The organism is Streptomyces sp. NPDC026500, from assembly GCF_055567635.1.
Genome location: NZ_JBVHQB010000011.1, coordinates 85,240 through 106,826, shown reverse-complemented (window position 1 = coordinate 106,826; position 21,587 = coordinate 85,240). Strand labels below are relative to the sequence as shown.

The 21,587-nt window shown below is 71.1% G+C and carries 20 protein-coding genes; 6 read left to right on the top strand and 14 right to left on the bottom strand.

All coding sequences use genetic code 11. The features are described from left to right. Positions 1-68: 68 nt before the first annotated feature. Positions 69-572, top strand: a complete 504-nt coding sequence (locus ACZ4N5_RS21275) for an FBP domain-containing protein (protein ID WP_467758620.1) — start codon at positions 69-71, stop codon at positions 570-572. A gap of 239 nt (positions 573-811) precedes the next feature. Here ACZ4N5_RS21275 and ACZ4N5_RS21270 read toward each other — a convergent pair whose 3' ends face one another. Beyond that, positions 812-1,417 (bottom strand): TIGR03086 family metal-binding protein, encoded by a 606-nt coding sequence (locus tag ACZ4N5_RS21270; protein ID WP_467758619.1) that lies wholly within the window; start codon positions 1,415-1,417, stop codon positions 812-814. 128 nt (positions 1,418-1,545) lie between these two features. Between ACZ4N5_RS21270 and ACZ4N5_RS21265 the strand changes: the two genes are divergently transcribed. From ACZ4N5_RS21265 to ACZ4N5_RS21255, 3 genes are all read left to right on the top strand, one after another. Next, positions 1,546-2,808 (top strand): FUSC family protein, encoded by a 1,263-nt coding sequence (locus ACZ4N5_RS21265; protein WP_467758618.1) that lies wholly within the window; start codon positions 1,546-1,548, stop codon positions 2,806-2,808. Between the two features lie 87 nt (positions 2,809-2,895). Then, positions 2,896-3,954 (top strand): hypothetical protein, encoded by a 1,059-nt coding sequence (locus ACZ4N5_RS21260; protein ID WP_467758617.1) that lies wholly within the window; start codon positions 2,896-2,898, stop codon positions 3,952-3,954. A 113-nt stretch (positions 3,955-4,067) separates the two neighbouring features. Further along, positions 4,068-5,315, top strand: coding sequence for a lactonase family protein (locus tag ACZ4N5_RS21255; protein WP_467758616.1), 1,248 nt, complete (start codon positions 4,068-4,070; stop codon positions 5,313-5,315). Positions 5,316-5,648: 333 nt separating this feature from the next. On the opposite strand, the gene ACZ4N5_RS21250 is transcribed toward ACZ4N5_RS21255, so the two are convergent. Further along, positions 5,649-6,257: a TetR/AcrR family transcriptional regulator gene (locus ACZ4N5_RS21250; protein ID WP_355840543.1), complete on the bottom strand. Its 609-nt coding sequence runs from the start codon at positions 6,255-6,257 to the stop codon at positions 5,649-5,651. A gap of 108 nt (positions 6,258-6,365) precedes the next feature. On the opposite strand from ACZ4N5_RS21250, the gene ACZ4N5_RS21245 reads away from it, so the two are divergent. Next, a complete protein-coding gene (locus ACZ4N5_RS21245) occupies positions 6,366-7,847 on the top strand; it encodes a cytochrome P450 (protein ID WP_467758615.1) in 1,482 nt (493 codons plus the stop codon). A gap of 80 nt (positions 7,848-7,927) precedes the next feature. Here the strand turns inward: ACZ4N5_RS21245 and ACZ4N5_RS21240 are convergent, their stop codons facing one another. Beyond that, a complete protein-coding gene (locus ACZ4N5_RS21240) occupies positions 7,928-8,773 on the bottom strand; it encodes a pentapeptide repeat-containing protein (RefSeq protein ID WP_467758614.1) in 846 nt (281 codons plus the stop codon). A gap of 126 nt (positions 8,774-8,899) precedes the next feature. Between ACZ4N5_RS21240 and ACZ4N5_RS21235 the strand changes: the two genes are divergently transcribed. Continuing rightward, on the top strand, positions 8,900-9,829 hold the full coding sequence (locus ACZ4N5_RS21235; RefSeq protein ID WP_467758613.1) for an SDR family oxidoreductase: 930 nt from the start codon (positions 8,900-8,902) through the stop codon (positions 9,827-9,829). A gap of 3 nt (positions 9,830-9,832) precedes the next feature. Here the strand turns inward: ACZ4N5_RS21235 and sigJ are convergent, their stop codons facing one another. The 11 genes from sigJ to ACZ4N5_RS21180 all read right to left on the bottom strand — a co-directional run bounded on the left by sigJ (position 9,833) and on the right by ACZ4N5_RS21180 (position 21,280). After that, a complete protein-coding gene (gene sigJ / locus ACZ4N5_RS21230; protein WP_467758612.1) occupies positions 9,833-10,738 on the bottom strand; it encodes an RNA polymerase sigma factor SigJ in 906 nt (301 codons plus the stop codon). A gap of 50 nt (positions 10,739-10,788) precedes the next feature. Then, positions 10,789-11,622, bottom strand: coding sequence for an enoyl-CoA hydratase/isomerase family protein (locus ACZ4N5_RS21225; RefSeq protein WP_467758611.1), 834 nt, complete (start codon positions 11,620-11,622; stop codon positions 10,789-10,791). A 79-nt stretch (positions 11,623-11,701) separates the two neighbouring features. Then, positions 11,702-11,983, bottom strand: a complete 282-nt coding sequence (locus tag ACZ4N5_RS21220; RefSeq protein WP_467758610.1) for a hypothetical protein — start codon at positions 11,981-11,983, stop codon at positions 11,702-11,704. A 141-nt stretch (positions 11,984-12,124) separates the two neighbouring features. Continuing rightward, positions 12,125-13,426 (bottom strand): alpha/beta fold hydrolase, encoded by a 1,302-nt coding sequence (locus ACZ4N5_RS21215; RefSeq protein WP_467758609.1) that lies wholly within the window; start codon positions 13,424-13,426, stop codon positions 12,125-12,127. Positions 13,427-13,560: 134 nt separating this feature from the next. Continuing rightward, on the bottom strand, positions 13,561-14,586 hold the full coding sequence (locus tag ACZ4N5_RS21210; RefSeq protein ID WP_467758608.1) for a LacI family DNA-binding transcriptional regulator: 1,026 nt from the start codon (positions 14,584-14,586) through the stop codon (positions 13,561-13,563). 73 nt (positions 14,587-14,659) lie between these two features. Beyond that, positions 14,660-16,084, bottom strand: coding sequence for a BNR repeat-containing protein (locus ACZ4N5_RS21205; protein WP_467758607.1), 1,425 nt, complete (start codon positions 16,082-16,084; stop codon positions 14,660-14,662). 65 nt (positions 16,085-16,149) lie between these two features. Then, complete coding sequence (locus ACZ4N5_RS21200; RefSeq protein WP_261709441.1) at positions 16,150-16,470, bottom strand: L-rhamnose mutarotase; 321 nt, start codon at positions 16,468-16,470, stop codon at positions 16,150-16,152. Between the two features lie 88 nt (positions 16,471-16,558). Beyond that, entirely contained in the window at positions 16,559-17,644 is a 1,086-nt protein-coding gene (gene rhaS / locus ACZ4N5_RS21195) for a rhamnose ABC transporter substrate-binding protein (protein WP_467758606.1), read from the bottom strand. Between the two features lie 37 nt (positions 17,645-17,681). Then, on the bottom strand, positions 17,682-18,674 hold the full coding sequence (locus ACZ4N5_RS21190) for an ABC transporter permease (protein ID WP_467758605.1): 993 nt from the start codon (positions 18,672-18,674) through the stop codon (positions 17,682-17,684). After that, a complete protein-coding gene (locus ACZ4N5_RS21185; RefSeq protein WP_467758604.1) occupies positions 18,667-19,707 on the bottom strand; it encodes an ABC transporter permease in 1,041 nt (346 codons plus the stop codon). The genes ACZ4N5_RS21190 and ACZ4N5_RS21185 overlap by 8 nt, the downstream gene beginning before the upstream one ends. Positions 19,708-19,762: 55 nt before the next feature. Then, positions 19,763-21,280 carry a sugar ABC transporter ATP-binding protein gene (locus tag ACZ4N5_RS21180; RefSeq protein ID WP_467758603.1) on the bottom strand — a complete coding sequence of 506 codons (1,518 nt, stop codon included), beginning with the start codon at positions 21,278-21,280 and terminating at the stop codon, positions 19,763-19,765. Between the last annotated feature and the right edge of the window lie 307 nt (positions 21,281-21,587).

Here is a 21,587-nt window from a genome sequence, read left to right as displayed (position 1 = left end):
CATCTTCGGCCAAAACCTAGTACCCCTAGGTTTTGGACCGTCGGTACCCGGCACCCAGGAGGACTCCCATGAGATCACTCACCGAGCAGGACATCCGCAACTCATTTCTCAACTGCTCCCGGGGCGAGGCCAAACGGCTCGCGACGCCTCGCGATCTTGACCAGCTCCCCTGGGACGACCTGGACTTCCTGGGTTGGCGGGACCCCGGTGCGCCCGACCGCAGCTATCTCGTGGCCGAACGGGAAGGGGGCGAAGGAGGTCTCGTCGGGATCACCCTGCGTCTCCCCTCCTCCCGGCGCGGACTTCTGCACCGCAGCATGTGCTCGCTGTGCCTGACCACGCACCCGGGTGACGGGGTCTCGCTGATGACGGCCCGCAAGGCGGGTGCGGCGGGCCGCGAGGGAAATTCGGTCGGCATCTACATCTGCGCCGATCTCGCCTGCTCCCTCTACGTCCGCGGGAAGAGGGAACTCCGGTCGGGAAGCCGCTTCGAGGAGACCCTCACGACGGAGCAGCAGATCACCCGGACGGTCGGCAACCTGTCCGCCTTCCTGGCGAAGCTGCGGGACTGAGCCGCGAAGGCTCCTGCAGCGGTGTCCGAGACGGCTCCTGCACCGGTGTCGGGCTCCTGCGCGGGTGTCAGTGGCGGCTTCGACGCCGGTGTCAGAGGCCGCTCCTGCGCCGCTGTCCGAGACGGCTCCGGTGCCGCCCGGAGCGGGCCCTCGGCTTCGCGCCGTTCCCGGCGAGCCGCCGCCGCGGGCACGGCGACCGGGAGGCACGACGACCCGCGGGCATGGCCCCTCCGGGCTCGTCAGGAACCGGCCGGGGCCCAGTGCGGGTCGCGGCCCAGGAACGCGAGCAGTGCCTGGGCCCGGCCGGCGCCCTCCGGTACCTCGCGCGCCGCGGCGAACACTCCGAACGACGCGCGGAGGTGATCGGCCAGCCGGTCCGCCGCGAGCCGGATGCCCTCGGCCAGATCGTCGTCGAGGGGGGATGCCTGGCCGGTCGCCACGGCGATGTCCCAGGCGTGCACGGCCGCGTCCATCGCGGCCGCGGCGGCCGCCACCCGGAACGGCAGCGGCCCGAGCGGCGTCGCCACCTCCTGGGCGTCGGCGGGCAGCCCCGCGTAGACGCCGGCGACGTCGGCGAGGACCTTGTCGAGCGCCACCGTGGCATCGGCCTCCAGACCGTCGACGGGGTGGAAGGGGTCCGCGTCGGGCCACCCGGTGCCGGTGATCGCCGCGCCGTACGCCTGCTGGTCGAGTCGCGCGTGGTTGAGCACCTGGCGCACCGTCCACTCGCTGCACGGCGTCGGCGCTCCCCAGGCGCCCTCCGGTACGCCCGCGGCCACACCGCGCAGCCGGTCGTGCGCCCGCGTCAGCAGTTCGATGCCCTCGACGCTGCCCGTTCCGCTCATTCCGGTGCCTCCTGATGCCGTCCGACCCATCCGACCCAGCTGATGCCTTCAACCTAGGACCCCTTGCGGACAGATACGGTCCGCAAGCAGGACGTTCGGTACCCCTGTTAAACGGGAAGGCCCCAAGGATGCAAGAGGCACGTGGTGAGTGGACGGCATCCGTCGCGAAGATCGTGGAGCGGCGCCGGGAGCCGGTGGTCGTCCAGACACTTCGTTCGACGGCCGCCGCGACGATCGCGTACGTGGTGGCCATTCATCTCAGTCCCGAGCCCGCGCCGCTGACCGCGCCCCTGACCGCGCTGCTGGTCGTGCAGGTCACGCTGTACTCGACGATCACCACCGCCGTCCGCCGGGTGAACTCCGTGGTGGCGGGTGTCGTCATCGCCATCGTCTTCAGCAGCCTCGTGGGCCTGACCTGGTGGAGTCTGGGTCTGATCATCCTCGCCTCGCTGGCGGTGGGACATCTGGTCCGGGTCAGTGAGTTCGTGCCCGAGGTGGCGATCAGCGCCATGCTGGTCCTCGGCGTCACCAGAGTGGGCGACACCGCGTGGGCGCGTGTACTGGAGACGCTGATCGGAGCGGTCGTAGGGCTCGCCTGCAACCTCGTGCTCGCGCCACCCGTGTGGGTGGGGGTGGCCGGTGAGTCCATCGAGGATCTGGCGCGCCGGGTGCGGCAGTTGATGCTGCGGATCGGCGAGGAGGCCGCCGGGCGCACCCCCTTCCATGTGGCGGCCCAGCGGTTGCACGAGGCCCGCCGGCTCGACCACGACATCTCCGGGGTGGACGCGGCCCTGCGGCAGGCCGAGGACAGCCTGAAACTCAACCCGCGGGTGCGCGAGGGGCTGATGCACCGGGTCGTGCTGCGCACCGGCCTGGACACACTGGAGATCTGCACGGTGGTCCTGCGGGTCCTCGCGCGCAGCCTCACCGACCTCGCCAAGGAGCGGGAGCCGCAACCACTGTTCGAACCGCAGGCGGGGGCCGTACTGGAGGAACTGCTGTCCGAGGTCGGCGACGCGATCGTCAGCTTCGCGGTCCTGGTGACCACCGATGTCACCCAGAGCGCCGAGTCCGCCGAGGAGCGGCTCGGAGCGGAGCTCACCACGGCGGCCGCCACCCGGGACAAACTGGCCCAGCTGTTCCTCGAAGAGGTCCAGCGCGACGCGAGCCAGTGGCAGCTGCACGGCTCCGTCCTGACCGAGGTCACCCGCATCATCGACGAGCTCGACACCGAGCACCGGACCCGTCGGCTCCTGGAGGAGCTGGACCGCTGCGCCGCCGAGGAGCGCGAGCGGCGGCCGCGCCTCACTCGGCTGCGGCGCCGGCTGCGCCTGCCGCGCCCACTGCGCCGGAACCGGAACCGTTCCGCCGCCTCCGTTCGTTCTAAATGACGAGTTCCGTGTGAGGAAGCGGCACGACGTGGTGGAGCGGTGAGCCGCACGGCGTCGCCGACAGTTGGACGACGAGGGGGCGGGCGCATGACCGAGGACACCGTACGGATCGACGGGAACGCACTGCGGCTGCCGGGCGGGGTGCAGGTGCGGTTCATCCGCACCCTGCGCCTGCCCGAGACGGGCACGCACGCGTTGCCGCCGGGGCTCGGCGAGTTCCCCGTCCGGCGTGTCGAGGACTACAAAGACCGTGTGCCCGCCGAGTGGCGGGCCCGTGGCGGTGTGATGCTGCCGGTGTATCTGCGCGAGGCCATGTGGCTGAGTTTCGCCGGGACGACGGAGCCGGCCGCGTTGCAGGTCGGCGTGGGCAAGGTGTGTGCCGTATCCGGCAAGCCGTGGAGCTCCCGGCTCGCCCGTGACCCGCAGAACTACGTCGTCCTCCCCCGGCAGCCCTGGCTCGACGGAATCAACTCCGGCAAGGGCACGGTCCGCCAGTTCGTGGCCGTACCGCTGGGTCTGGGGGCGACGGTCGAGGGCCAGGTCACCGGCGAGGAGGTCTGGGGCGGTGTCCAGCTCCAGTCGTTCCCGCTCGCTCCCAAGGAGCTCGCGGCCTGGCGCGAGGCGGAGCTCCGCAAGGCCGAGGAGCGCCTGCGGATGCCCCCGCCGGGCGCGTACGGCGCGGCCATGCCGATGATGGCGGCGCCGCCCGCACCCGGCGCCGCGCCCACCGCCGCCGGAGCCGCTCCGGGCCGCGCGCGCAGCGCCCCGGCGATGGGTCTCGGCGTCGGCGGTTCGATGCGCCAGGAGGTCTACCGGGACGACCGGCCGCTGAAGGCCTGGGCCGAGGAGCCGGCCGGGCGCGTGTTCGTCCATCTCGTGACGCCTCCGGAGTGGCGCCGCATCACCGGCGAGGCGCCGCCGCCGTCCCCGGTGGACCGCGCGGCGTACACCCGCGCGGGGCTCCCCTGGTTCGACTACTACGACCAGGACGCCACCGATCTGGCCCCCACGGACGACCTGGGGGCGGTGAAGCCGGTCGGCGACTGGCTGGGCGACGACCACGAACCCTGGCAGCAGCCCTCACCCCATCAGGTGAAGCCGCTCGGCGACGCGCCGGGCAAGCCGGTCGAGGACGGCGACTGGTAGGAACCTCCTGCGTTGCACGCATCGCAACGAGCATTGCCGTTCTTGCACTTCCGGGGTGTCGCACGCCAGGGTGGCTGTCACAGCCGAGGCAACCGACACCCCGAGGTGCAGGCATGAGCAGTGGTGCAGGACCGTCGCGCGGCGCGGGCGGCGGCTGGACCAGACGCCGCTTCGTCGGCGCGCTGGCGGGGGCCGCCGCGATCACGACGGTCCCGGCACCGGCCGCTCCGCGGGCCGACCCCGACGTGACGACGCCGCTCCCGAAGGCGCCGGCGGCCGGCCCCTCCGCCGCGGCGACTCCGTCGGCGCCCTCGTCCCCGGCGCCCCGCTCCGGCCCCCGCCCGCTGTTCCTGGGCACGTACACGTCGGGCGACGGCGCCGGGAAGGGGATCGGTCTCGCCACGTACGACACGGGGACCGGCGCGGTCACCGGCGGCGGTGTCGTGACCGGCGTCGACAACCCGTCCTTTCTCGCGGTGCATCCGGACGGCCGCACGCTGTACGCCGTCGACGAGCAGAGCGCGGGCGCGGTGACGGCCGTACGCCTCCCGGGGACCGAGGTGCTCGGCAGCCGCTCCACCGGCGGAGCGGGCCCCTGCCATGTGTCCGTGCATCCCAGCGGGCGCTGGCTGCTGAGCGCGAACTACGCCTCGGGGAGCGTCGCGGTGCATCCCGTCGACGCGTCCGGCGCGCTCGGCGAGCGCACCGATCTGGTCACGCACTCGAGCCCGGCGCCCGGCCCGGGCCAACAGGGCCCGCACGCACACCAGTTCATCACCAGCCCTTACGGCGGCCACCTGTTGGCCGTCGACCTGGGCACCGACACGGTGTACACCTACCGCCTCGACGAGAACAGGGGCACGCTGACCGAGGTGTCCCGGGCAGGCACGAAGCCGGGCGCGGGCCCGCGTCATCTCACGTTCCACCCCGGCGGCCGGTACGCCTATCTCGCCAACGAGGCCGACAACACGGTGACGGTCTGCGGCTACGAGCCGGCGACCGGTCGCCTCACCGTGGGCGAGCCGCAGTCGACGGGCACGGGAAGCGGCACGAGTTACCCGGCGGAGGTCCTGGTGACGTCGAACGGCTCGTACGCCTTTCTCGCCAACCGGGGCCACAACAGCCTGACGCGGTACGCGATCGAGGCGGACGGCGCCCGACTGCGGCTGCTGGACACGGTGCCGGTCGGCGGCGACTTCCCGCGCCACATCGCGTTCTCCCCGGACGGACGGCTGCTGTTCGCGGCGAACCAGCGGTCGAGCACGGTCACCGTCTTCCAGGTCGACGAAGAGAGCGGTGAACTCCGGTGCGCCGGTGAGCCGTTCGCCTCACCCGCCGCGGTCTGTGCGCTGCCGCTTTGACATCCTCCCGGGCCTAAAGGCCCGGGATTCCAATCTGCTCCCACCGCGGCGACGCGGTGGGCAGCTCTTGGTGGGTTCCTGTTTCGCTGCGCTGTGCGGGCACGGATGCCCGTCTTACCTGCGCTCCACAGGCTGACACCGCCAGTCCGGCGGCCTTGGCGACGTTGACCGCCGCGTTGATGTCCCGGTCGAGGACCGTCCCGCATACCAACCACGCCCCGCCGGGCGGGGGACCCGACCGTGGATTCACGCCCGCCGAACGGGGATTCACGCCCGCCGAACGGGGATTCACGCCCGGCGAACGGGAATCGCGGTCACCCGACAGGGCGGATCTCAGGGGGTGATCGCGCCGAGCAGGGCCCGCGCGCACAGATCGCGTACCTGGTCGCGGGTCAGGTCCGCGCCCCTGAGCCACTCCAGACACACGGCCGTCGTGAAGGCCAGCCACCCGCGGACGGCGATACGGAGTTCAAGACGGTCCTCGGACGCCCGGCCGAGCTCGGGATCCGCCGCCAGCGCCTGAAGGATCTGCAGCTCCTGCGCGGCCAGCGCCTCCTGATAGACCCTGCGCACGGCCTGGTCACCGGCCGCGTCGGCGCGGTGGAAGGCACGGAACCCGTGCGCGTGCTCCTCCACGTACCCGAGGAAGGTGTCCAGGCCCGCGCCGAGCTGCTCACGCACCGGAACGCCGGGCACCGCCGCCGTCATCCGCAGCATCCGCCCGCTCTCCCGCTCGACCACGGCCGCGAAGAAGTCCCGCTTCGTCGGGAAGTAGTGGTACAGCAGACCGCGCGAGACTCCGGCGATCTCGGCGACCTGCTCGATCCACACGTCGTCGTACGGGCTCTCCGAGAACAGGCGGGCGCCGACCGACAGCAACTGCTCCCGGCGCTCCTCGGTGCTGAGCCGGCGGCGTGCGCGCTCCCCCTGCTTCCCCGTCATGCCCGCACTTTACTTGACGTCGGTTCAACAACGGGACCAGACTGAATGCCACTATTGAACTCGCGTACAACAGAGTCAACCTGCCCGAGGCACAAGGGAGATGGCGTCATGGCGGAGACGACGGAGGCCGCACGGCCCAAGGGGTTCCGCAGCGCGGAACTGGGCTGGCCGGAGCTGCACCGCATTCCGCATCCGCCGCACCGCGTGCCGCTCGTCGGCGATGTGCTCGGCGCCGACGTCCGCTCCCCCTTGCAGGACTCCATGAAGTTCGGGCGGCAGCTCGGACCGATCTTCCGGCGCAAGGCCTTCCGCAACGAGATCGTCTTCGTCTGGGGCGCGGATCTCGCCGCCGAACTGGCCGACGAGTCGCGGTTCGCGAAGCACGTGGGCCTGGGGGTCGCCAATCTCCGTCCGGTGGCCGGGGACGGGCTGTTCACCGCCTACAACCACGAGCCCAACTGGCAGTTGGCGCACGACGTCCTCGCCCCCGGTTTCAGCCGCGAGGCCATGGAGGGCTACCACCCGATGATGCTGGCCGTGACCGAGCGGCTGACGGACCGCTGGGACCGGGAGCAGGCGGCGGGCCGCACGGTGGACGTGCCCGGCGACATGACGAAGCTGACGCTGGAGACGATCGCGAGGACCGGGTTCGGCCATGACTTCGCCTCGTTCGAGCGCTCCCGGCCGCACCCCTTCGTGAACGCGATGGTGGGCACGCTGACCTACGCGCAACGCCTCAACGTCGTCCCCGTCCCGCTGGCTCCGCTCCTGCTGCGGGGCGCCTCGCGGCGCAACGCGGCGGACATGGCGTACCTCAATCGCACGGTCGACGCGGTCGTGGCCTCCCGCCGGACCGCCGACGGCGAGGGGGACCTGCTCGACCGCATGCTGGAGACCGCGCACCCGGAGACCGGGGAGCGGCTGACCCCCGAGAACATCCGCCGCCAGGTCATCACCTTCCTGATCGCCGGCCACGAGACCACCTCGGGTGCCCTCTCCTTCGCCCTGCATTACCTCGCCCGGCACCCGGAGGTCGCCGCCCGTGCGCGTGCGGAGGTCGACCGCGTGTGGGGCGGTACGGAACGGCCGGGCTACGAGCAGGTCGCCAAACTCCGCTACGTCCGCCGGGTCCTCGACGAGTCGCTGCGCCTGTGGCCGACGGCACCGGCGTTCGCGCGCGAGGCCCGGCAGGACACTCTGCTCGGCGGTGTCCACCCGATGCGGCAGGGGGCATGGGCGCTGGTCCTGACCGCGATGCTGCACCGGGACCCGGAGGTGTGGGGCGCCGACGCCGAGGAGTTCGACCCGGACCGCTTCGACGCCAAGGCGGTACGGGCCCGGCCCGCGCACACCTTCAAGCCGTTCGGCACCGGGGCACGCGCCTGCATCGGCCGCCAGTTCGCGCTGCACGAGGCGACGCTGGTCCTCGGACTGCTGCTGCGCCGCTACGACCTGCGGCCCGAGCCCGGCTACCGGCTGCGGGTGGCCGAGCGGCTGACCCTGATGCCGGAGGGCCTGCGCCTGCACCTCGAACGGCGTACGCCTGAGGTGCCGGGGCGGGAGGCGACCCTGGCCCGCGCGGCCGAGTGAGGACCCCCTCCTGGCACCGGGCGGGTCCCGGGCCGTGAGGTGCCGCTCGACCCGCTGCCGGCCCGGGCGCGTCCCCGCCCTCAGCCCTGAGCGGTCCAGTGGCCGGGACGGTCGACCGATTCCGGGATCCGGGTGCCGGCGCTGCCGCGCGCCGCGTTCAGCTGCGGCTGGGTGAGGAAGATGGCCCCGGTCAGATCGGCGTCCGTGAGGACGGTGTCCCGGAGGTCGGCACCGATCAGATCGGCTCCGCGCAGATCGGCCCCGGTGAGATCGGCGGCGATGAGGAGGGCGCCGCGCAGACTCGCGCCGCGCAGGTCGGCACCCTTGAGGCCGGCGCCCATCAGATCGGCTCCGCGCCGGTCCTTCTTCCTGCCCCCGCCGACCCCGGCCCGTACGAGCTCGCTGGTCCGCAGGAGCACTTCGCTGACCTCCTGCCGGTGCGGGCCCACATCCAACGCGCCCAGTTCCTCGGGGGTTTGCCGCGTGAGGCGCTCCGTCGTGGCGAGCAGGCGCCGGACGTCGGCGTGCACCGGACGCGCGGCGGGGAGCGTCAGTGCCTCGTTCAAGTACCAGAGCAGTTCATGGAGGTGGCGCACGACGGGGAACACGTCGAACATCTGCCGGGCGCGTTCCGTGGACCCCGTGCGCCAGTCCACCCCGCCGAAGGTCACCTGGGAGACCTGCTGCCCGGCACCGAAACAGTCGTAGACCGTGCAGCCTGTGAAGCCGGTCCGCCGCAGCCGGGTGTGGACACCGCACCGGAAGTCGCTCTGCAGATTCCGGCAGGGCTCGCCCGCGCCCTTGTCGATCGCGAAGTCGGCCGAGCGGGCGAAGGGCAGGGCGACACAGCACAGTCCGAAGCACTGACCGCAGTCGGCTCGCAGTTCGAGGCGTGGGTCCGGGTGCGTGCTGCCGTCTTCTTGCATGTCCCCAGCCTACTGAGCCCGGGACGCGCCCCTGAACTGCGCCGACTTCACGGCCGGACCCTTCCCGAGGTGATCCTCACGGCCCTTGTCTGGATGTTTGACGGCGCACCGGGTATCGAGTGCGCCATGGATTCCACAGCGTTCCCCGGCCTCCCCTCTCCTCCCCCGCTGGGCGCGAGCGCGCTGCCGGCCGGGACGTACGACGGCTCGCTGGTGCTGGTCACCGGCGGCGGCACCGGACTCGGGAGGGCGATCGCGGCGGAGTTCGCCCGGCTGGGGGCCGACCTGCTGATCGTCAGCCGGCGTGAGCGGCATCTCGCCCCCGCCCGGGCGGAGTTGGCGAAGCTGGGCACCCGGGTGACGTCCGCCGTGTGCGACATCCGGGACCCGAAGCGCATCTCCGAGGTGTTCGACGGGTCCGCGCTTCCCGACGTGCTGGTCAACAACGCGGCCGCCAACTTCCCGGTCCCCACAGAGGACATGTCGCCGAACGCCTGGCAGGCGGTCGTCGACATCACCCTCACGGGAACATTTCTGATGACCCGTGAGTTCGGGAGACGGCATCTGGCGGCGGGCACGCCGGGGTCGGTCATCGACGTCGGCGCGTCCTACGCCTGGACGGGCGGCCCCGGTTTCGCGCACAGCGCGGCGGCCAAGGCGGGCGTGGAGAGCCTCGTGCGGACACTGGCCGTGGAGTGGGGCCCGTACGGCATCCAGGTCAACGGTCTGGTGCCGGGGCTGATGCCGCACGAGGACATGGCGGACGACATCCGCGGCAACCTGGCACGGGCCGCGGCCGACACGGCCACCTTGGACAGCGCGGGGCACGCGGACAACGCGGGGCACGCCGCGCACGACCGGCGGCAGCCGGCCCTGCGCGTCGGCGCGCCCCGCGAACTCGGCTGGGCCGCCACCTTCCTGGCGTCCCCCTACGCGCGTTTCATCACCGGTCACACCCTCGTGGTGGACGGCGCGAACTGGCAGCGCAGGGAGCTCGTCAGCCCGCCGGTCACGCCGGTGCGGGACCAGCTGGGTCGCGGCCCCTTCACCGGCTGACACTCACTCCCCCGCCCTCGCCCCCGCGAGGTCGAGCCGGGCGAGCCGGTCGGGGTCGGCCAGGATGTACATCGCGACGATCCTGCCGTCGACGACGGTGACGCCCATGACCGAGTGCGGCCGGCCGTCGACGAGCGCGACGACACCCGCCTCCCCGTTGACCTGGACGAGCCGGGACGTCGCGGCGAAACGCGCGAAGGCGAGCGCCTGCCGGGCCACCGTCTCGGCGCCGCGCACGAGTCGGGACACGGCCACGCCGCCGGCCGTGGGGCCCGCGTCGGCGCGCAGCACGACATCGGGGTCGAGGACGGCGACGAGTGCCTCGAAGTCCCCGCCGCGCGACGCCGCGAGGAAGGCGTCGAGGACCTCCCGCTGCCGGATGACGTCCCGCTCGGGCTCGGGGACTGCTCCCTTGACGCGGCGGCGCGCCCGGCTGGCGAGCTGACGGGTGGCGGCCGAGGAACGGCCCACGATCGGCGCGATGTCGTCGAACGGCACGGCGAACATGTCGTGCAGCACGAAGGCGAGCCGCTCGGCGGGCTCCAGCGTCTCCAGGACCACGAGGAGGGCGAGCCCGACCGAGTCGGCCAGCAGCACCTCCTGTTCGGGGTCGATCCGGTCCAGGGGGCTGACGACGGGGTCGGGCACGAAGGTGTCCGAGGGCTCCAAGGGGTCCTCGCGGCGCGCGGTGCGCGAGCGCAGCATGTCCAGGCACACCCGGCCGGTCACGGTGGTCAGCCAAGCGCCCAGGTTCCTGATCTCGTCCGGGTCGGTGCGACCGAGCTTGAGCCAGGTCTCCTGGACGGCGTCGTCCGCCTCATTGAGGGATCCCAGCATCCGGTAGGCCACCGCTCTCAGCCGGCCCCGGTGCTCCTCGAACCGGTCCGCGAGGAGTTCACTGTCGTCCATCGGTCCCCCTGCTTCGTCGTACGGAACAGTGACCGATCAAAACACGTCGGTCACTTTCCCTCGAAACGCGGCACGCGGCGGGCGCCCTTGGCCGTGTATCCCTCCGCCGCGTCGTCGGAGGTCAGGGTGAGCGCGGCCGACAGGGCGGTCCGGTCCAGGGCCGCGGCGAGACCGGCTTCGGCGTACGCGTCGATGTCGTGCTTGACGCCCTGCACGGCGAGTGGCCCGTTCGCCGCGATCTCCGCGGCGACGGCTCGGGCCGTCTTGTCCAATTCGCCTTCGTCCGCGACGAGTTGGACCAAGTGCAGGCGTTCTGCCGTCGTCGCGTCCAGCCGTCTCCCGGTCAGCGCGAGGAACTTCGCCCACCCCGCGCCCGCCTCGCGGGCGATCCGCAGATCCCCGCCGGCGTCGACGGCGAGCCCCAACTGGGCCTCGGGCAGGGCGAACACGGCGTCGCGGGAGGCGATCCTGATGTCCGCCATCAGCGCCAGTTCGAACCCGAAGCCGAGGCAGTAGCCCCGCACGGCCGCGACGACGGGCTGCGGCAGCCCCGCGAAGGCCGCGAAACGCTCGTGGGCCCAGCGAATTCCCTCGTAGTAGGCACGAGCGCGCTCGGCCCCCGAGCGACCGGTGATCGCGCCGCCCGGGGCGCTCACATCGATCCCCGCGCAGAAGGCACGTCCCTCGGCCCGCAGCAGCACCACCCGGATCGACGCGTCGAAGCGGATCCGGTCGGCGAACAGGCCGAGCTGGCGGGTGGACTCCCAGCTCCACGCGTTGAGTTTCGCCGGGCGGCACAGGGTGAGGACGCCGATACCGCCCTCCACGTCGAGGCGCAGCCGCTGCTCGCCCTCCGGGATGTCCGTACGCGTGGTGTCGATCATCCGTGCCCCCTCAGGATTCTGACAGGTCGTCAGAATTCTAGGAGGCGCCGCTTACCGGATGAAGGGTCAGAGAACGCCGTTACACGACGAGGGAGTTGTGGATCTCGACCACCGTCGTGTCGAACGGAGGCAGGCCGAGGTCCTGCGCGGCGGGCACGATGACCTCCGCCTCGAACCGCCGGTAGGCGTCCTCCGACTCCCATACGTCGACGACCTGGAAGCCGCCCGACGCGAGGGGTGCGCTGTAGTGGGCGACGAGCCCGGCTGGTGGTTTCGCGCGGTCCGGGATCACCCGCTCGAAAATGGTGTCGTAGAGCTTCTGGTTCCACGCCGCACTCTGGTTCTGCACCAGAACAGTCATGCCGGTCCCTCGATCCGCAGACAACTTCATGTCGTCTGCGACGCTATGTCCGCGTCCGGTCGTCGGCGACCGGTGCCGGACACGGCTGCGCCGTCCGGTGGAGCCCGTTGAAGGGGCCGGACGGCGCGGGGTGCGGACGTGTCAGACATCGTCGCGCGTGAGTGCCAGCAGCCGGTCCAGTACGCGCGGGCCGCCCGCCCGTACCCCGTCGTGCTCGAACTCGTCGGTCACCCAGGTGCGCAGGCCCCGGACGGCACGCGCGGTGCGCAGGGAATGCTCCGCGTCGACGTACATGTCGTCGTGGTAGACCGCCGCCGCGACCGGTACCTCGTTCGCGGCGAGGCGGGCCGGGTCGTACAGCGGCGCCCAGTCGGTGCGGGCGGCCAGTTCCTCGGCGGTCTCCCGCAGCGGGCGCAGCGCCGGGTCGGTCTCGAACATCCAGGGGTGCACGGACTCGCCGGTGAACAGCAGCGGTCCGTCGTCCGCGAGGGTCTTGGCCGCGTCGAACTGGGGGAACTCGGCGCGCACCCGCTCGGCGGACCAGGCGGTGGGGCGGTCGCCCTGGGCGTAGCAGGCCTCGTGGACCAGCGCGTACAGGGGATGACCCGCGTACGAGAGCAGCCCCTGGACCTCCTCCTGGAAGGCGTCGGAGAGCGCCGGGCCCTGCGGGGTGCGGACGAAGGCGTCCTCCAGCAGATAGTGCAGCCGGTGGCTGCCCTCGCTGCCGCCGAGGAGGATGCCCAGCGACTGGAAGGCCTCGACGGTCAGACGGTAGCCGCCGCTCAGGACCGGTTCGTGCTGGAGCAGGTACTCCGCGATCCGGCGGGCGCGCTCGACGTCCTGCGGGTAGCGCGCGTAGTGCGCGGCGACCTTGCGCTCGATGCGCGGGTAAGCGGCGCGGTAGACGTCGTCCGCGTGCCCGTCGAGGGTGGGCAGGCCGCCGGTGACGACGGCGGCGCTCAGCCCCTCGGGGGCGCTGGACAGATAGTGCACGGTGCAGAACCCGCCGAAGCTCTGGCCGAGGACCGTCCAGGGCGCTCCTCCGGTGAGCCCGGGCCGGATGGCCTCGCAGTCCCGGACGATGGAGTCGGCGCGGAAGAGCGCGAGGTGGTCGGCCTGCTCGCGGGGGCCGCCGCGCAACGGGAGCGTCTGCCGGTTGGCGGGCGTGGAGAGTCCGGTGCCGCGCTGGTCCAGCAGCAGGACGCGGAAGTCCTGCAGCGCCCGGTCGAGCCAGGCCTGACGGCCGACGAAACGATTCGCCCCAAAGCCGGGGCCTCCCTGGAGGTAGACCATCCAGGGCAGGGTCTGGTGCGCCTTGTCGCTCGCCACGACCTCGCGGGCGAACAGTTCGATGGTCTCGCCCGCCGGATGGTCGTGGTCGAGAGGCACGGTGAAGCGGTGGTCGGTGAGGACGACACCGGGTTGGCGGTAGCTGACGGTCAACAGGGCTCCCGAGACGTACGGATTCCAGGCTGCGTCCCAGTTGAGCACATCTTGCCCGGGCTCCGCGGCCCGGGGATCAAGAAAATGAACTGAACAGTGACTCAGCAGGCCGTAGCCGGGAACTGAACCGCTGCTCAGCGCGCCGCCAGGCTGGAGTGGCGCACCACCAGCTCCGGCTGGAGCACGACCCTCCGGTGCTCGTGCGGCGTGGGTGCGGTCTCCGCGTCGATCTCCTCCAGGAGCAGCTCGGCTGCGAGGGCGCCCATCGGCACGGCGGGCTGGCGCACGGAGGTGAGCGGGACGGCCGCGGCGGCCGCGAACTCGATGTCGTCGTAGCCGACGATCGCGAGGTCGTCGGGCACGCCGACGCCGGCCGCGTACATGGCCTGCAGGACACCGAGGGCGAGCAGGTCATTGGCGCAGAAGACGGCGGTGGGCCGCTCGGCGAGGCCGAGGAGCCGGGCTCCGGCGTCGCGCCCGGCGGCCACGTCGAGGCGCTCGGTCGGCAGCTCGCGCAGATTCGCCTGGCCGAGGCCCGCCTCGGCCAGGGCGTTCAGTGCGCCCGTTCGGCGGTCCCTGACCTGGCTGAGGCCGGGCGGTCCGCTGACGTACGCGATCGAGCGGTGTCCCGCGTCGACGAGGTGCCGGACGGCAAGCGCACCGCCTGCCACGTCGTCGACCGAGACCGAGCACTCGGTGGTGCCCTCGGCGACCCGGTCGACCAGCACGAAGGGGATGCCGTTGCGGCGGAACGCCTCGATGTTGCGCCCGCTCGCGTCGGTGGGCGTCAGCAGCACCCCGCGCACCCGCTGCTCGGCGAAGAGCGACAGATAGTCGGCCTCCTCGCTCGGGGACTGCGCGCTGTTGCAGACCATCACCCCGAGTCCGGCGTCCCGTGCGGCGCGCTCGGCGCCGCGCGCGACGTCCACGAAGAACGGGTTGCCCATGTCGAGGACGAGAAGCCCCATGATCCGGCTGCGCCCGGCCCGCAGTTGGCGTGCCGACTCGCTGCGTACATAGCCGAGCCGGTCGATGGCGGAGAGGACGCGTGCCCTCGTCTCGGAGGCCACCGAGTCGGGGCGGTTGATCACGTTCGAGACCGTGCCGACGGAGACTCCGGCGGCACGGGCGACGTCCTTGATACCCACCGACTGGGCCATCAGGCGGGAACCTCCAGAACGAGAAGCGGCAGGCAGGCCCTCACATTACCCGCGAGCGGGCCGGAAACAGTGGTCATGAGGGCAGCCGGAAATCGATGACGTGCAGCGCCGACGGCGTGGTTCCGCTGGACTTCTCCTGGTACATCACGGACAGCGTTCCGTCCTGCGAGACGCGCGTCTCGTCGATCACGACCTCGCCGAAGGCGTTCAGGCCGCTGCCGTCGAACAGGAGCTTCCAGTCGGTGTGTCCGGAGGACTTCGAGGCGCCGGCGATCCGCCCGAACGGCATGATCGCGTAGGCGTTGTCGTACCGGTCCAGGACCAGCTTGGTGCGCTGGCTGGAGTTCGGGGCGACCGGGATCTCGGTCTTGGTCCAGCCGCCCGAGGCGCTCTTCCGCAGGTGAAAGGCGCGGCCGTTGGCCGTGCGGTCCGTGACGTAGTTGGTGGTGCACTGGCCGAAGCGTCCGGGCACATAGCTGATGATCGCGTGCGGCAGACCCGCCGAGTCGGTGGCCTGGCTCTCCTGGTTCATCAGGGAGTGGTCGGGGTCGAGGGAGTCGACGACGAGTCCGGCGTCGGTGACGGCGACGGTGTCCGAGGTTCCGGTGGTGCCGACGACGGCGCCCGCGTCGTTGCGCCAACTGCGGCCCCTGTCGGTGGAGTAGACGTAGCCGGTGTCGTGGTTGGTGATGCCGCCGGCGTTGCACATCACGGCGGCGTTCTGCTCGCGCCAGGTGAAGAAGGAGTGCAGCCGGCCGTTCACGTCGTAGTCGATCCCGTGCAGATACATGTTGCGGGCCGTGCTCGACCCGTGCGCGCTGGTGTAGGTCCCCGTGGAGGCGGACCACTCGCCGAGCGCCGTCCAGGAGGAACCGTCGTACTCCGCGAGGGCGTTGCGCCCGTTCCCGGAGACGCCGACGCGGTAGCTCAGCTGGAGGCCGCCGGACGGGGTCGCGACGAACTGCGGGTAGGTGAACTGCGTGGTGAGCGCGAGGCCGTCCAGGGAGGTCTGGACGGCCCCGAGGACGGCGGAGGTCCAGGCCGTCGACGCGGCGTTGTCGAGCAGCCCGGCCACCGACTTGACGTAGAAGAAGCCGTCGCTGTGCGAGTCCATGTTCAGGTGCAGCCGGCCGTCGGTCCGGGAGACGCCCATGGAGATCACGTTGTGGGAGTCGTCGCTCTTGAGCTTGTGGCCGAGCGTGATCTTGGACCAGGTCGTGGCGCCGAGCACGCGGCGGGCCACGACCGCGCTGCGGTCCGCGGTGTACCAGGCCGCGTACTGGTAGCCACGGTAGGTCAACAGGCCGTTCTTCTGGAACGAGTTGTTGTTGACCAGACCGTCGTAGGAGACGAAGTAGATTGCCTGGGAGTCGAGTTGGGTGGTTCCGGTCAGGGTGACGGAGGGGCCGGGAACGGCCGCCCGCGCCGTCTGGGCGGTGAGGGCGGGGCCTGCCACGGCGCCCAGCAGGGCCGTCGTCAGCACGGTGCGTCGTCTCATGTACGGGCTCCTCGATCGGGCTGCGGGCGGGGTGGTCGGACGGGCTGGCTGTTCAGGCAGGCTGTTCAGGCGAGGTGGAACACTTCGGTGAGGGGTTTCATGGCCTCGTCGGGTCTGGCGCCGTCCAGCGAGGTGAAGAACGGCGCCATCTCCGTCTGCCAACGGGCATTGACGTCGGTGGCTTCCATGGCGGCCTGCGCGGCCGCGAAGTCCTCGGTCTCCAGGTAGCCGACCAGCAGGCCGTCCTCGCGCAGGAAGAGCGAGTAGTTGTGCCAGCCGGTGGCGGAGAGCGCGTCGAGCATCTCGGGCCACACGGCGGCGTGCCGCTCGCGGTACTCGTCGAGGCGGTCCGCACGGACCTTCAGCAGAAAGCACACACGTTGCATCAATGACCCTCCGGGGCCTGGGAGTCGGTCCGGCGAGACCGTCAGGACGCCAGAACGCGAGGACTGGGGAGGTGTGACCGACGGACCGTCAGAAGTTGAACCGGTCGATGTTCTTGGCGTCGAAGACGGTCGGCTTGCCCAGGCTGATCACGCCGTCCTTGCCGATGGTGAAGGAGCCCATGTCGCCGGCCTTGAAGGTCTCGCCCTCCTTGCCGGTGATCTGCCCCGAGGACAGCGCCACGGCCGTGCGGGCCGCCAGCTCGCCGAGCTTCGCCGGGTCCCACAGCTCGAAGCCCTCGACGGTGCCGTTCTTGACGTACTTGCGCATGTCGTTGGGGGTGCCGAGGCCGGTCAGCTTGACCTTGCCCTTGTACTTGGAGCCGGACAGGTACTGCGCGGCCGCCTTGATGCCGACGGTGGTCGGGGAGATGATCCCGGCGAGCTTGGGGTGCTCCTGGAGCAGGCCCTGCGTCTGCTGGAAGGACTGCTGGGCCTCGTCGTTGCCGAAGGCGACCTTGACCAGCTTGATGTCCTTGTACTTGGGGTCCTTCAGCTCCTCCTTCATGAAGTCGATCCAGGTGTTCTGGTTCGTCGCGGTCTGCGCCGCGGACAGGATCGCGATCTCACCCTTGTAGTTGATCTGCTTGGCGAGCAGCTGCACCTCGGTGCGTCCCAGGTCCTCGGCGCTCGCCTGCGAGACGAAGGCGTTGCGGCAGTCGGCCTTGGTGTCGGAGTCGTAGGTGACGACCTTGATCTTGTTCGTCATGGCCTGCTTGAGCGCGGTGCACAGGGCGCCCGGGTCCTGCGCGGAGACCGCCATCGCGTCGACCTGCTGCTGGGTGAGCGTGTTCACGTAACTCACCTGGCCGCTGGTGTCGGTGGCGCTGTTGGTGCCGACCTCCTTGTACTTCGAGCCCAGTTCGGTGAGGGCCTTCTCGCCGCCCTTGTCGGAGGAGGTGAAGTAGGGGTTGTTGACCTGCTTGGGCAGGAAGCCGACCGTGAGGCCCTTCTTGGTGGCCGCGTTCGGGTCGGCCTTGGCGCCGGCGGCGGCGTTGGAGCCGCCCGAGTCCTTGACGTCGTTCTTGGTCGTGCCGCCGCAGGCGCTGACGGCCAGGGCGAGGGAGGTGACGGCGGCGAGCGCCGCGCAGGTGCGGCGGATCGATGACTTGCGCATGGCGGAGGGTTCCTTTACGAGGGTGAGCGGAGCGGGGTTACGAAATCGGAGTCGAGGCGGCTCTGCGGCCCGCCCTCGCTACGGAGATCTGCCGTGCGACCCGGGGGCCGAGCACGGAGACGACCAGCAGAACGCCGGTGACGACGATCTGCGACTGCGCGGAGACATTGAGGAGGCTCATCACGTTCTGCAGCGAGCCGAGCAGGAAGACGCCCGCTATCGCGCCGCCGAGCGTGCCCTTGCCGCCGTCGAAGTCGATGCCGCCGAGCAGGACGGCGGCCACGACGGAGAGTTCGAGCCCGGTGGCGTTGTCGTAACGGGCGCTGGCGTAGTGCAGGGCCCAGAACACCCCGGTCAGGGAGGCCATGAAGCCGGTCGCGACGAACAGGAGCAGCTTCTGCCGCTTGACCCGGATGCCGGCGAACCGGGCGGCTTCCTCGTTGGCGCCGATCGCGAACGCGGAGCGCCCGAAGGGGGTGGCGTGCAGAACGACCACGGCGACGGCGAGCAGCACCAGGAAGAGCGGGAGGGCCTGCGGGACGAAGGTGTCCCCGATGCGTCCGGCCGCGAAGTCCTGGTACTGGGTGGGGAAGTCGGTGACCGCGTCGGAGCCGAGCACGATCTGCGCGATGCCCCGGTAGGCGGCGAGGGTGCCGATGGTGACGGCGAGGGACGGCAGTCCGAGCCGGGTGACCAGCAGCCCGTTGACGAGCCCGCACACCACGCCGAGCACCAGACAGAGCGGGATGATCGTCTCGATCGACATGCCCTGGTTCCACAGGGCGCCCATCACCGAGCCGGAGAGCCCGGCCGTGGAGGCGACGGAGAGGTCGATCTCGCCGGCCACCACGAGCAGGGTCATCGGCAGGGCGATCAGCGCGATCGGCAGGGTGTTGCCGATCAGGAAGGACAGGTTGAGGGCGTTGCCGAAGCCGTCCACGAAGGAGAAGGAGAAGAGCAGCAGGACGATGAGGAGGGCGCCGACGACCGTGTCCCAGCGGACGGCGCGCGCGAGAGCGGAGTCAGCCATGGCGGGCGTTCCTCTTCTTCAGGGCAGCGGCCACGCGCAGTGCGACGATCCGGTCGACCGCGATGGCGAGGATGAGCAGGACGCCGTTGATGGCGAGCACCCAGACGGAGCTGACGCCGAGGGCGGGCAGGACGCTGTTGACGGAGGTGAGCAGCAGGGCGCCGAGCGCGGCTCCGTAGACGCTGCCGGAGCCGCCGGTGAAGACGACGCCGCCGACCACCACCGCGCTGACGACGGTGAGTTCGTATCCGGTGCCGGTGCCGGAGTCGACGTTGCCGAACCGGGCGAGGTACAGGGCGCCGGCGAGTCCGGCGAGCCCGCCACAGACGATGTAGGCGGTCAGGATGCGGTTGCGGACCGGGATGCCGGCCAGCCGCGCGGCCTCCGGGTTGGAGCCGAGCGCGTAGAGCTCGCGGCCGCTGCCGAAGTGCTTGAGGTAGTACGCGGCGACCACCAGGACGGCCAGGGCGATCAGCGCGAGATACGGGACCGCCGAGATGCCGCCGGAGCCGAAGTCGACGAATCCGCCGGGGAGGTCGGCCGCCGTGATCTGGCGCGGGCCGACCCAGATGGAGTCCATGCCGCGGATGATGTAGAGGGTGCCCAGGGTGACGACGAGCGCGGGTACCTGACCGAGACTGACGAGCAGTCCGTTGACCAGTCCGCAGCCGATGCCGAGCAGCACCGCGAGGAACACCGCGACGACGGGGTCGCCGCCGCCCTGCAGATAGGTGCCCGCGGCGAAGGCGCTGATACCGAGCGTCGAGCCGACCGACAGGTCGACGTTGCGGGTGATGACGACGAGGGACTGGCCGGTGGCGACCAGCACGAGGATGGTCGCGTTCAGCAGCAGGTCCTTGATGCCCTGCTCGGACAGGAACTCGCTGTTGCCCATCTGGGTGATGGCGATCATCACCAGGAAGACCGCCAGGATGGCGAGTTCGCGCATCTTGAAGACACGGTCCACCAGCCGGGTGCCGCTGGACCTGGGCACCTCGGTGGCGGGGGCGGGGGTGGGCGCGGTCACCGTCATGCGGCGGCCCTCCGGGGGATGATCGGGGTCATTCGGGCAGCCCTCTCGATGGCTGTCATGCGGCGGCCCTCCCCGTGGCAGCGGCCATCACGGATTCCTCGGTGGCTTCGGAGCGGGGGATCTCTGCGGTGAGCCGGCCCTCGTGCATGACGAGCACGCGGTCGGCCATGCCGAGGATCTCGGGCAGATCGGAGGAGATCATCAGGACGGCCACCCCGTCGGCGGCCAACTCGCTGAGCAGCCGGTGCACTTCGGCCTTGGTGCCGACGTCGATACCCCGTGTGGGCTCGTCGACGATCAGCACCTTGGGGCCGGTGGCCAGCCATTTGGCGAGGACGACCTTCTGCTGGTTGCCGCCGGAGAGCGTGGAGACGCTGTCGGCGATCCGGGCGTACTTCACCTGGAGCTTGACGGCCCAGTCGAGGGAGCGGCTGCGCTCGGCCCCGCGGTCCATCAGGCCCGCCCTGACCGTCGTACGCAGCCCGGTCACGCCGATGTTGCGCTCGATGGACATGCCCATCACCAGGCCCTGGGCGCGCCGGTCCTCGGGGACGAGGGCGAGCCCGGCGGCCATGGCGGTGGAGGGGGCGCCGTTCGTCAGCGCCCGACCGTCGACCTCCACCTCTCCGGCGTCCCAGCGGTCCACGCCGAACACGGACCGCGCGACCTCCGTGCGGCCGGCGCCGACGAGCCCGGCGAGTCCGACGATCTCGCCCCGCCGGACGTCGAAGGAGACATCGGTGAAGACGCCCTCCCGGGTCAGCCGGCGCACGCTCAGGGCGACTTCGCCCGCCTCGACGTCCTGCTTGGGGTAGAGCTCGTCGAGGTCGCGGCCGACCATCCGGCGTACCAGGTCGTCCTCCGTCATGCCCTCCAGCGGCTCGCTGGATATCAGGGCCCCGTCGCGCAACGTCGTGACGCGCCCGCAGATCTGGAAGATCTCCTCCAGGCGGTGCGAGATGAACAGCACCGCCGAGCCCTGCTCGCGCAGAGTGCGGACCACGCCGAACAGCCGGGACACCTCGCTGCCGGTGAGAGCCGCGGTCGGCTCGTCCATGATCAGGACGCGGGCGTCGAAGGAGAGCGCCTTGGCTATCTCGACGATCTGCTGGTCGGCGATGGACAGACCGCGCGCCGGGCGCTCGGGGTCGAGTTCGACGCCGAGGCGCTCCATCAGGGCGGCGGTCGCCGCGTGGGTCGCCTTGTGGTCGATGCGGCCGAGCGCCCGCCGGGGCTGACGGCCCATGAAGATGTTCTCGGCGATGGAGAGGTCGGGGAAGAGCGTGGGCTCCTGGTAGATCACCGCGATGCCCGCGTCCCGGGCGTCGGCGGGGCCGTGGAAGACGGTGGGTTCGCCGTCCAGCACCACCTGGCCGGCGTCCGGTCGGTGCACGCCGGCGAGCGTCTTGATGAGGGTCGACTTGCCCGCGCCGTTCTCTCCGGCGAGCGCGTGCACCTCGCCGGGGAACAGTTCCAGGGACACGTCCCGCAGGGCGCGTACGGCGCCGAAGGACTTCGAAAGGTCCTTCAGCGCCAGCACCGCGGTCGGTCCCGTGTCGGACGGGTGGGTCATGAGGGGCTCCTCGACGACGTCGGCGGGACGGCCCCCACAGCGTCGTGAAAGGTTTCAATTGGGTTGCCGGGACGTTAGGCATGTCACCCAGGTCGCGTCAATGGGTTCGTGTCGAAATTCTTCGACGGCCTTGTGTCACAACAGGGTCACGACGAACGGTCCACGCCGGAGGGGTTGACAGCCCTTCGGGGGGCTCATAGCTTCACCTCCTGAATCGTTTCAGATGCTGTGTTCAGGAAGCCCTGCGAGCAGGACCGCGGGAAGCCCTTCGGGGAGTCCTTGGGGGAGCCCTTCGGGAAGCCCCTCG

Coding starts and splice junctions, on each gene's coding strand:
- sigJ (WP_467758612.1), bottom strand. CDS start 10,738: ATGGACGACAGTGAACTCCTCGCGGACCGGTTCGAGGAGCACCGGGGC.
- ACZ4N5_RS21225 (WP_467758611.1), bottom strand. CDS start 11,622: ATGATCGACACCACGCGTACGGACATCCCGGAGGGCGAGCAGCGGCTG.
- ACZ4N5_RS21260 (WP_467758617.1), top strand. CDS start 2,896: ATGACCGAGGACACCGTACGGATCGACGGGAACGCACTGCGGCTGCCG.
- ACZ4N5_RS21245 (WP_467758615.1), top strand. CDS start 6,366: ATGGCGGAGACGACGGAGGCCGCACGGCCCAAGGGGTTCCGCAGCGCG.
- ACZ4N5_RS21210 (WP_467758608.1), bottom strand. CDS start 14,586: ATGGCCCAGTCGGTGGGTATCAAGGACGTCGCCCGTGCCGCCGGAGTC.
- rhaS (WP_467758606.1), bottom strand. CDS start 17,644: ATGCGCAAGTCATCGATCCGCCGCACCTGCGCGGCGCTCGCCGCCGTC.
- ACZ4N5_RS21240 (WP_467758614.1), bottom strand. CDS start 8,773: ATGCAAGAAGACGGCAGCACGCACCCGGACCCACGCCTCGAACTGCGA.
- ACZ4N5_RS21270 (WP_467758619.1), bottom strand. CDS start 1,417: ATGAGCGGAACGGGCAGCGTCGAGGGCATCGAACTGCTGACGCGGGCG.
- ACZ4N5_RS21250 (WP_355840543.1), bottom strand. CDS start 6,257: ATGACGGGGAAGCAGGGGGAGCGCGCACGCCGCCGGCTCAGCACCGAG.
- ACZ4N5_RS21235 (WP_467758613.1), top strand. CDS start 8,900: ATGGATTCCACAGCGTTCCCCGGCCTCCCCTCTCCTCCCCCGCTGGGC.
- ACZ4N5_RS21265 (WP_467758618.1), top strand. CDS start 1,546: ATGCAAGAGGCACGTGGTGAGTGGACGGCATCCGTCGCGAAGATCGTG.
- ACZ4N5_RS21275 (WP_467758620.1), top strand. CDS start 69: ATGAGATCACTCACCGAGCAGGACATCCGCAACTCATTTCTCAACTGC.
- ACZ4N5_RS21190 (WP_467758605.1), bottom strand. CDS start 18,674: ATGGCTGACTCCGCTCTCGCGCGCGCCGTCCGCTGGGACACGGTCGTC.
- ACZ4N5_RS21255 (WP_467758616.1), top strand. CDS start 4,068: ATGAGCAGTGGTGCAGGACCGTCGCGCGGCGCGGGCGGCGGCTGGACC.
- ACZ4N5_RS21205 (WP_467758607.1), bottom strand. CDS start 16,084: ATGAGACGACGCACCGTGCTGACGACGGCCCTGCTGGGCGCCGTGGCA.
- ACZ4N5_RS21180 (WP_467758603.1), bottom strand. CDS start 21,280: ATGACCCACCCGTCCGACACGGGACCGACCGCGGTGCTGGCGCTGAAG.
- ACZ4N5_RS21200 (WP_261709441.1), bottom strand. CDS start 16,470: ATGCAACGTGTGTGCTTTCTGCTGAAGGTCCGTGCGGACCGCCTCGAC.
- ACZ4N5_RS21220 (WP_467758610.1), bottom strand. CDS start 11,983: ATGACTGTTCTGGTGCAGAACCAGAGTGCGGCGTGGAACCAGAAGCTC.
- ACZ4N5_RS21185 (WP_467758604.1), bottom strand. CDS start 19,707: ATGACGGTGACCGCGCCCACCCCCGCCCCCGCCACCGAGGTGCCCAGG.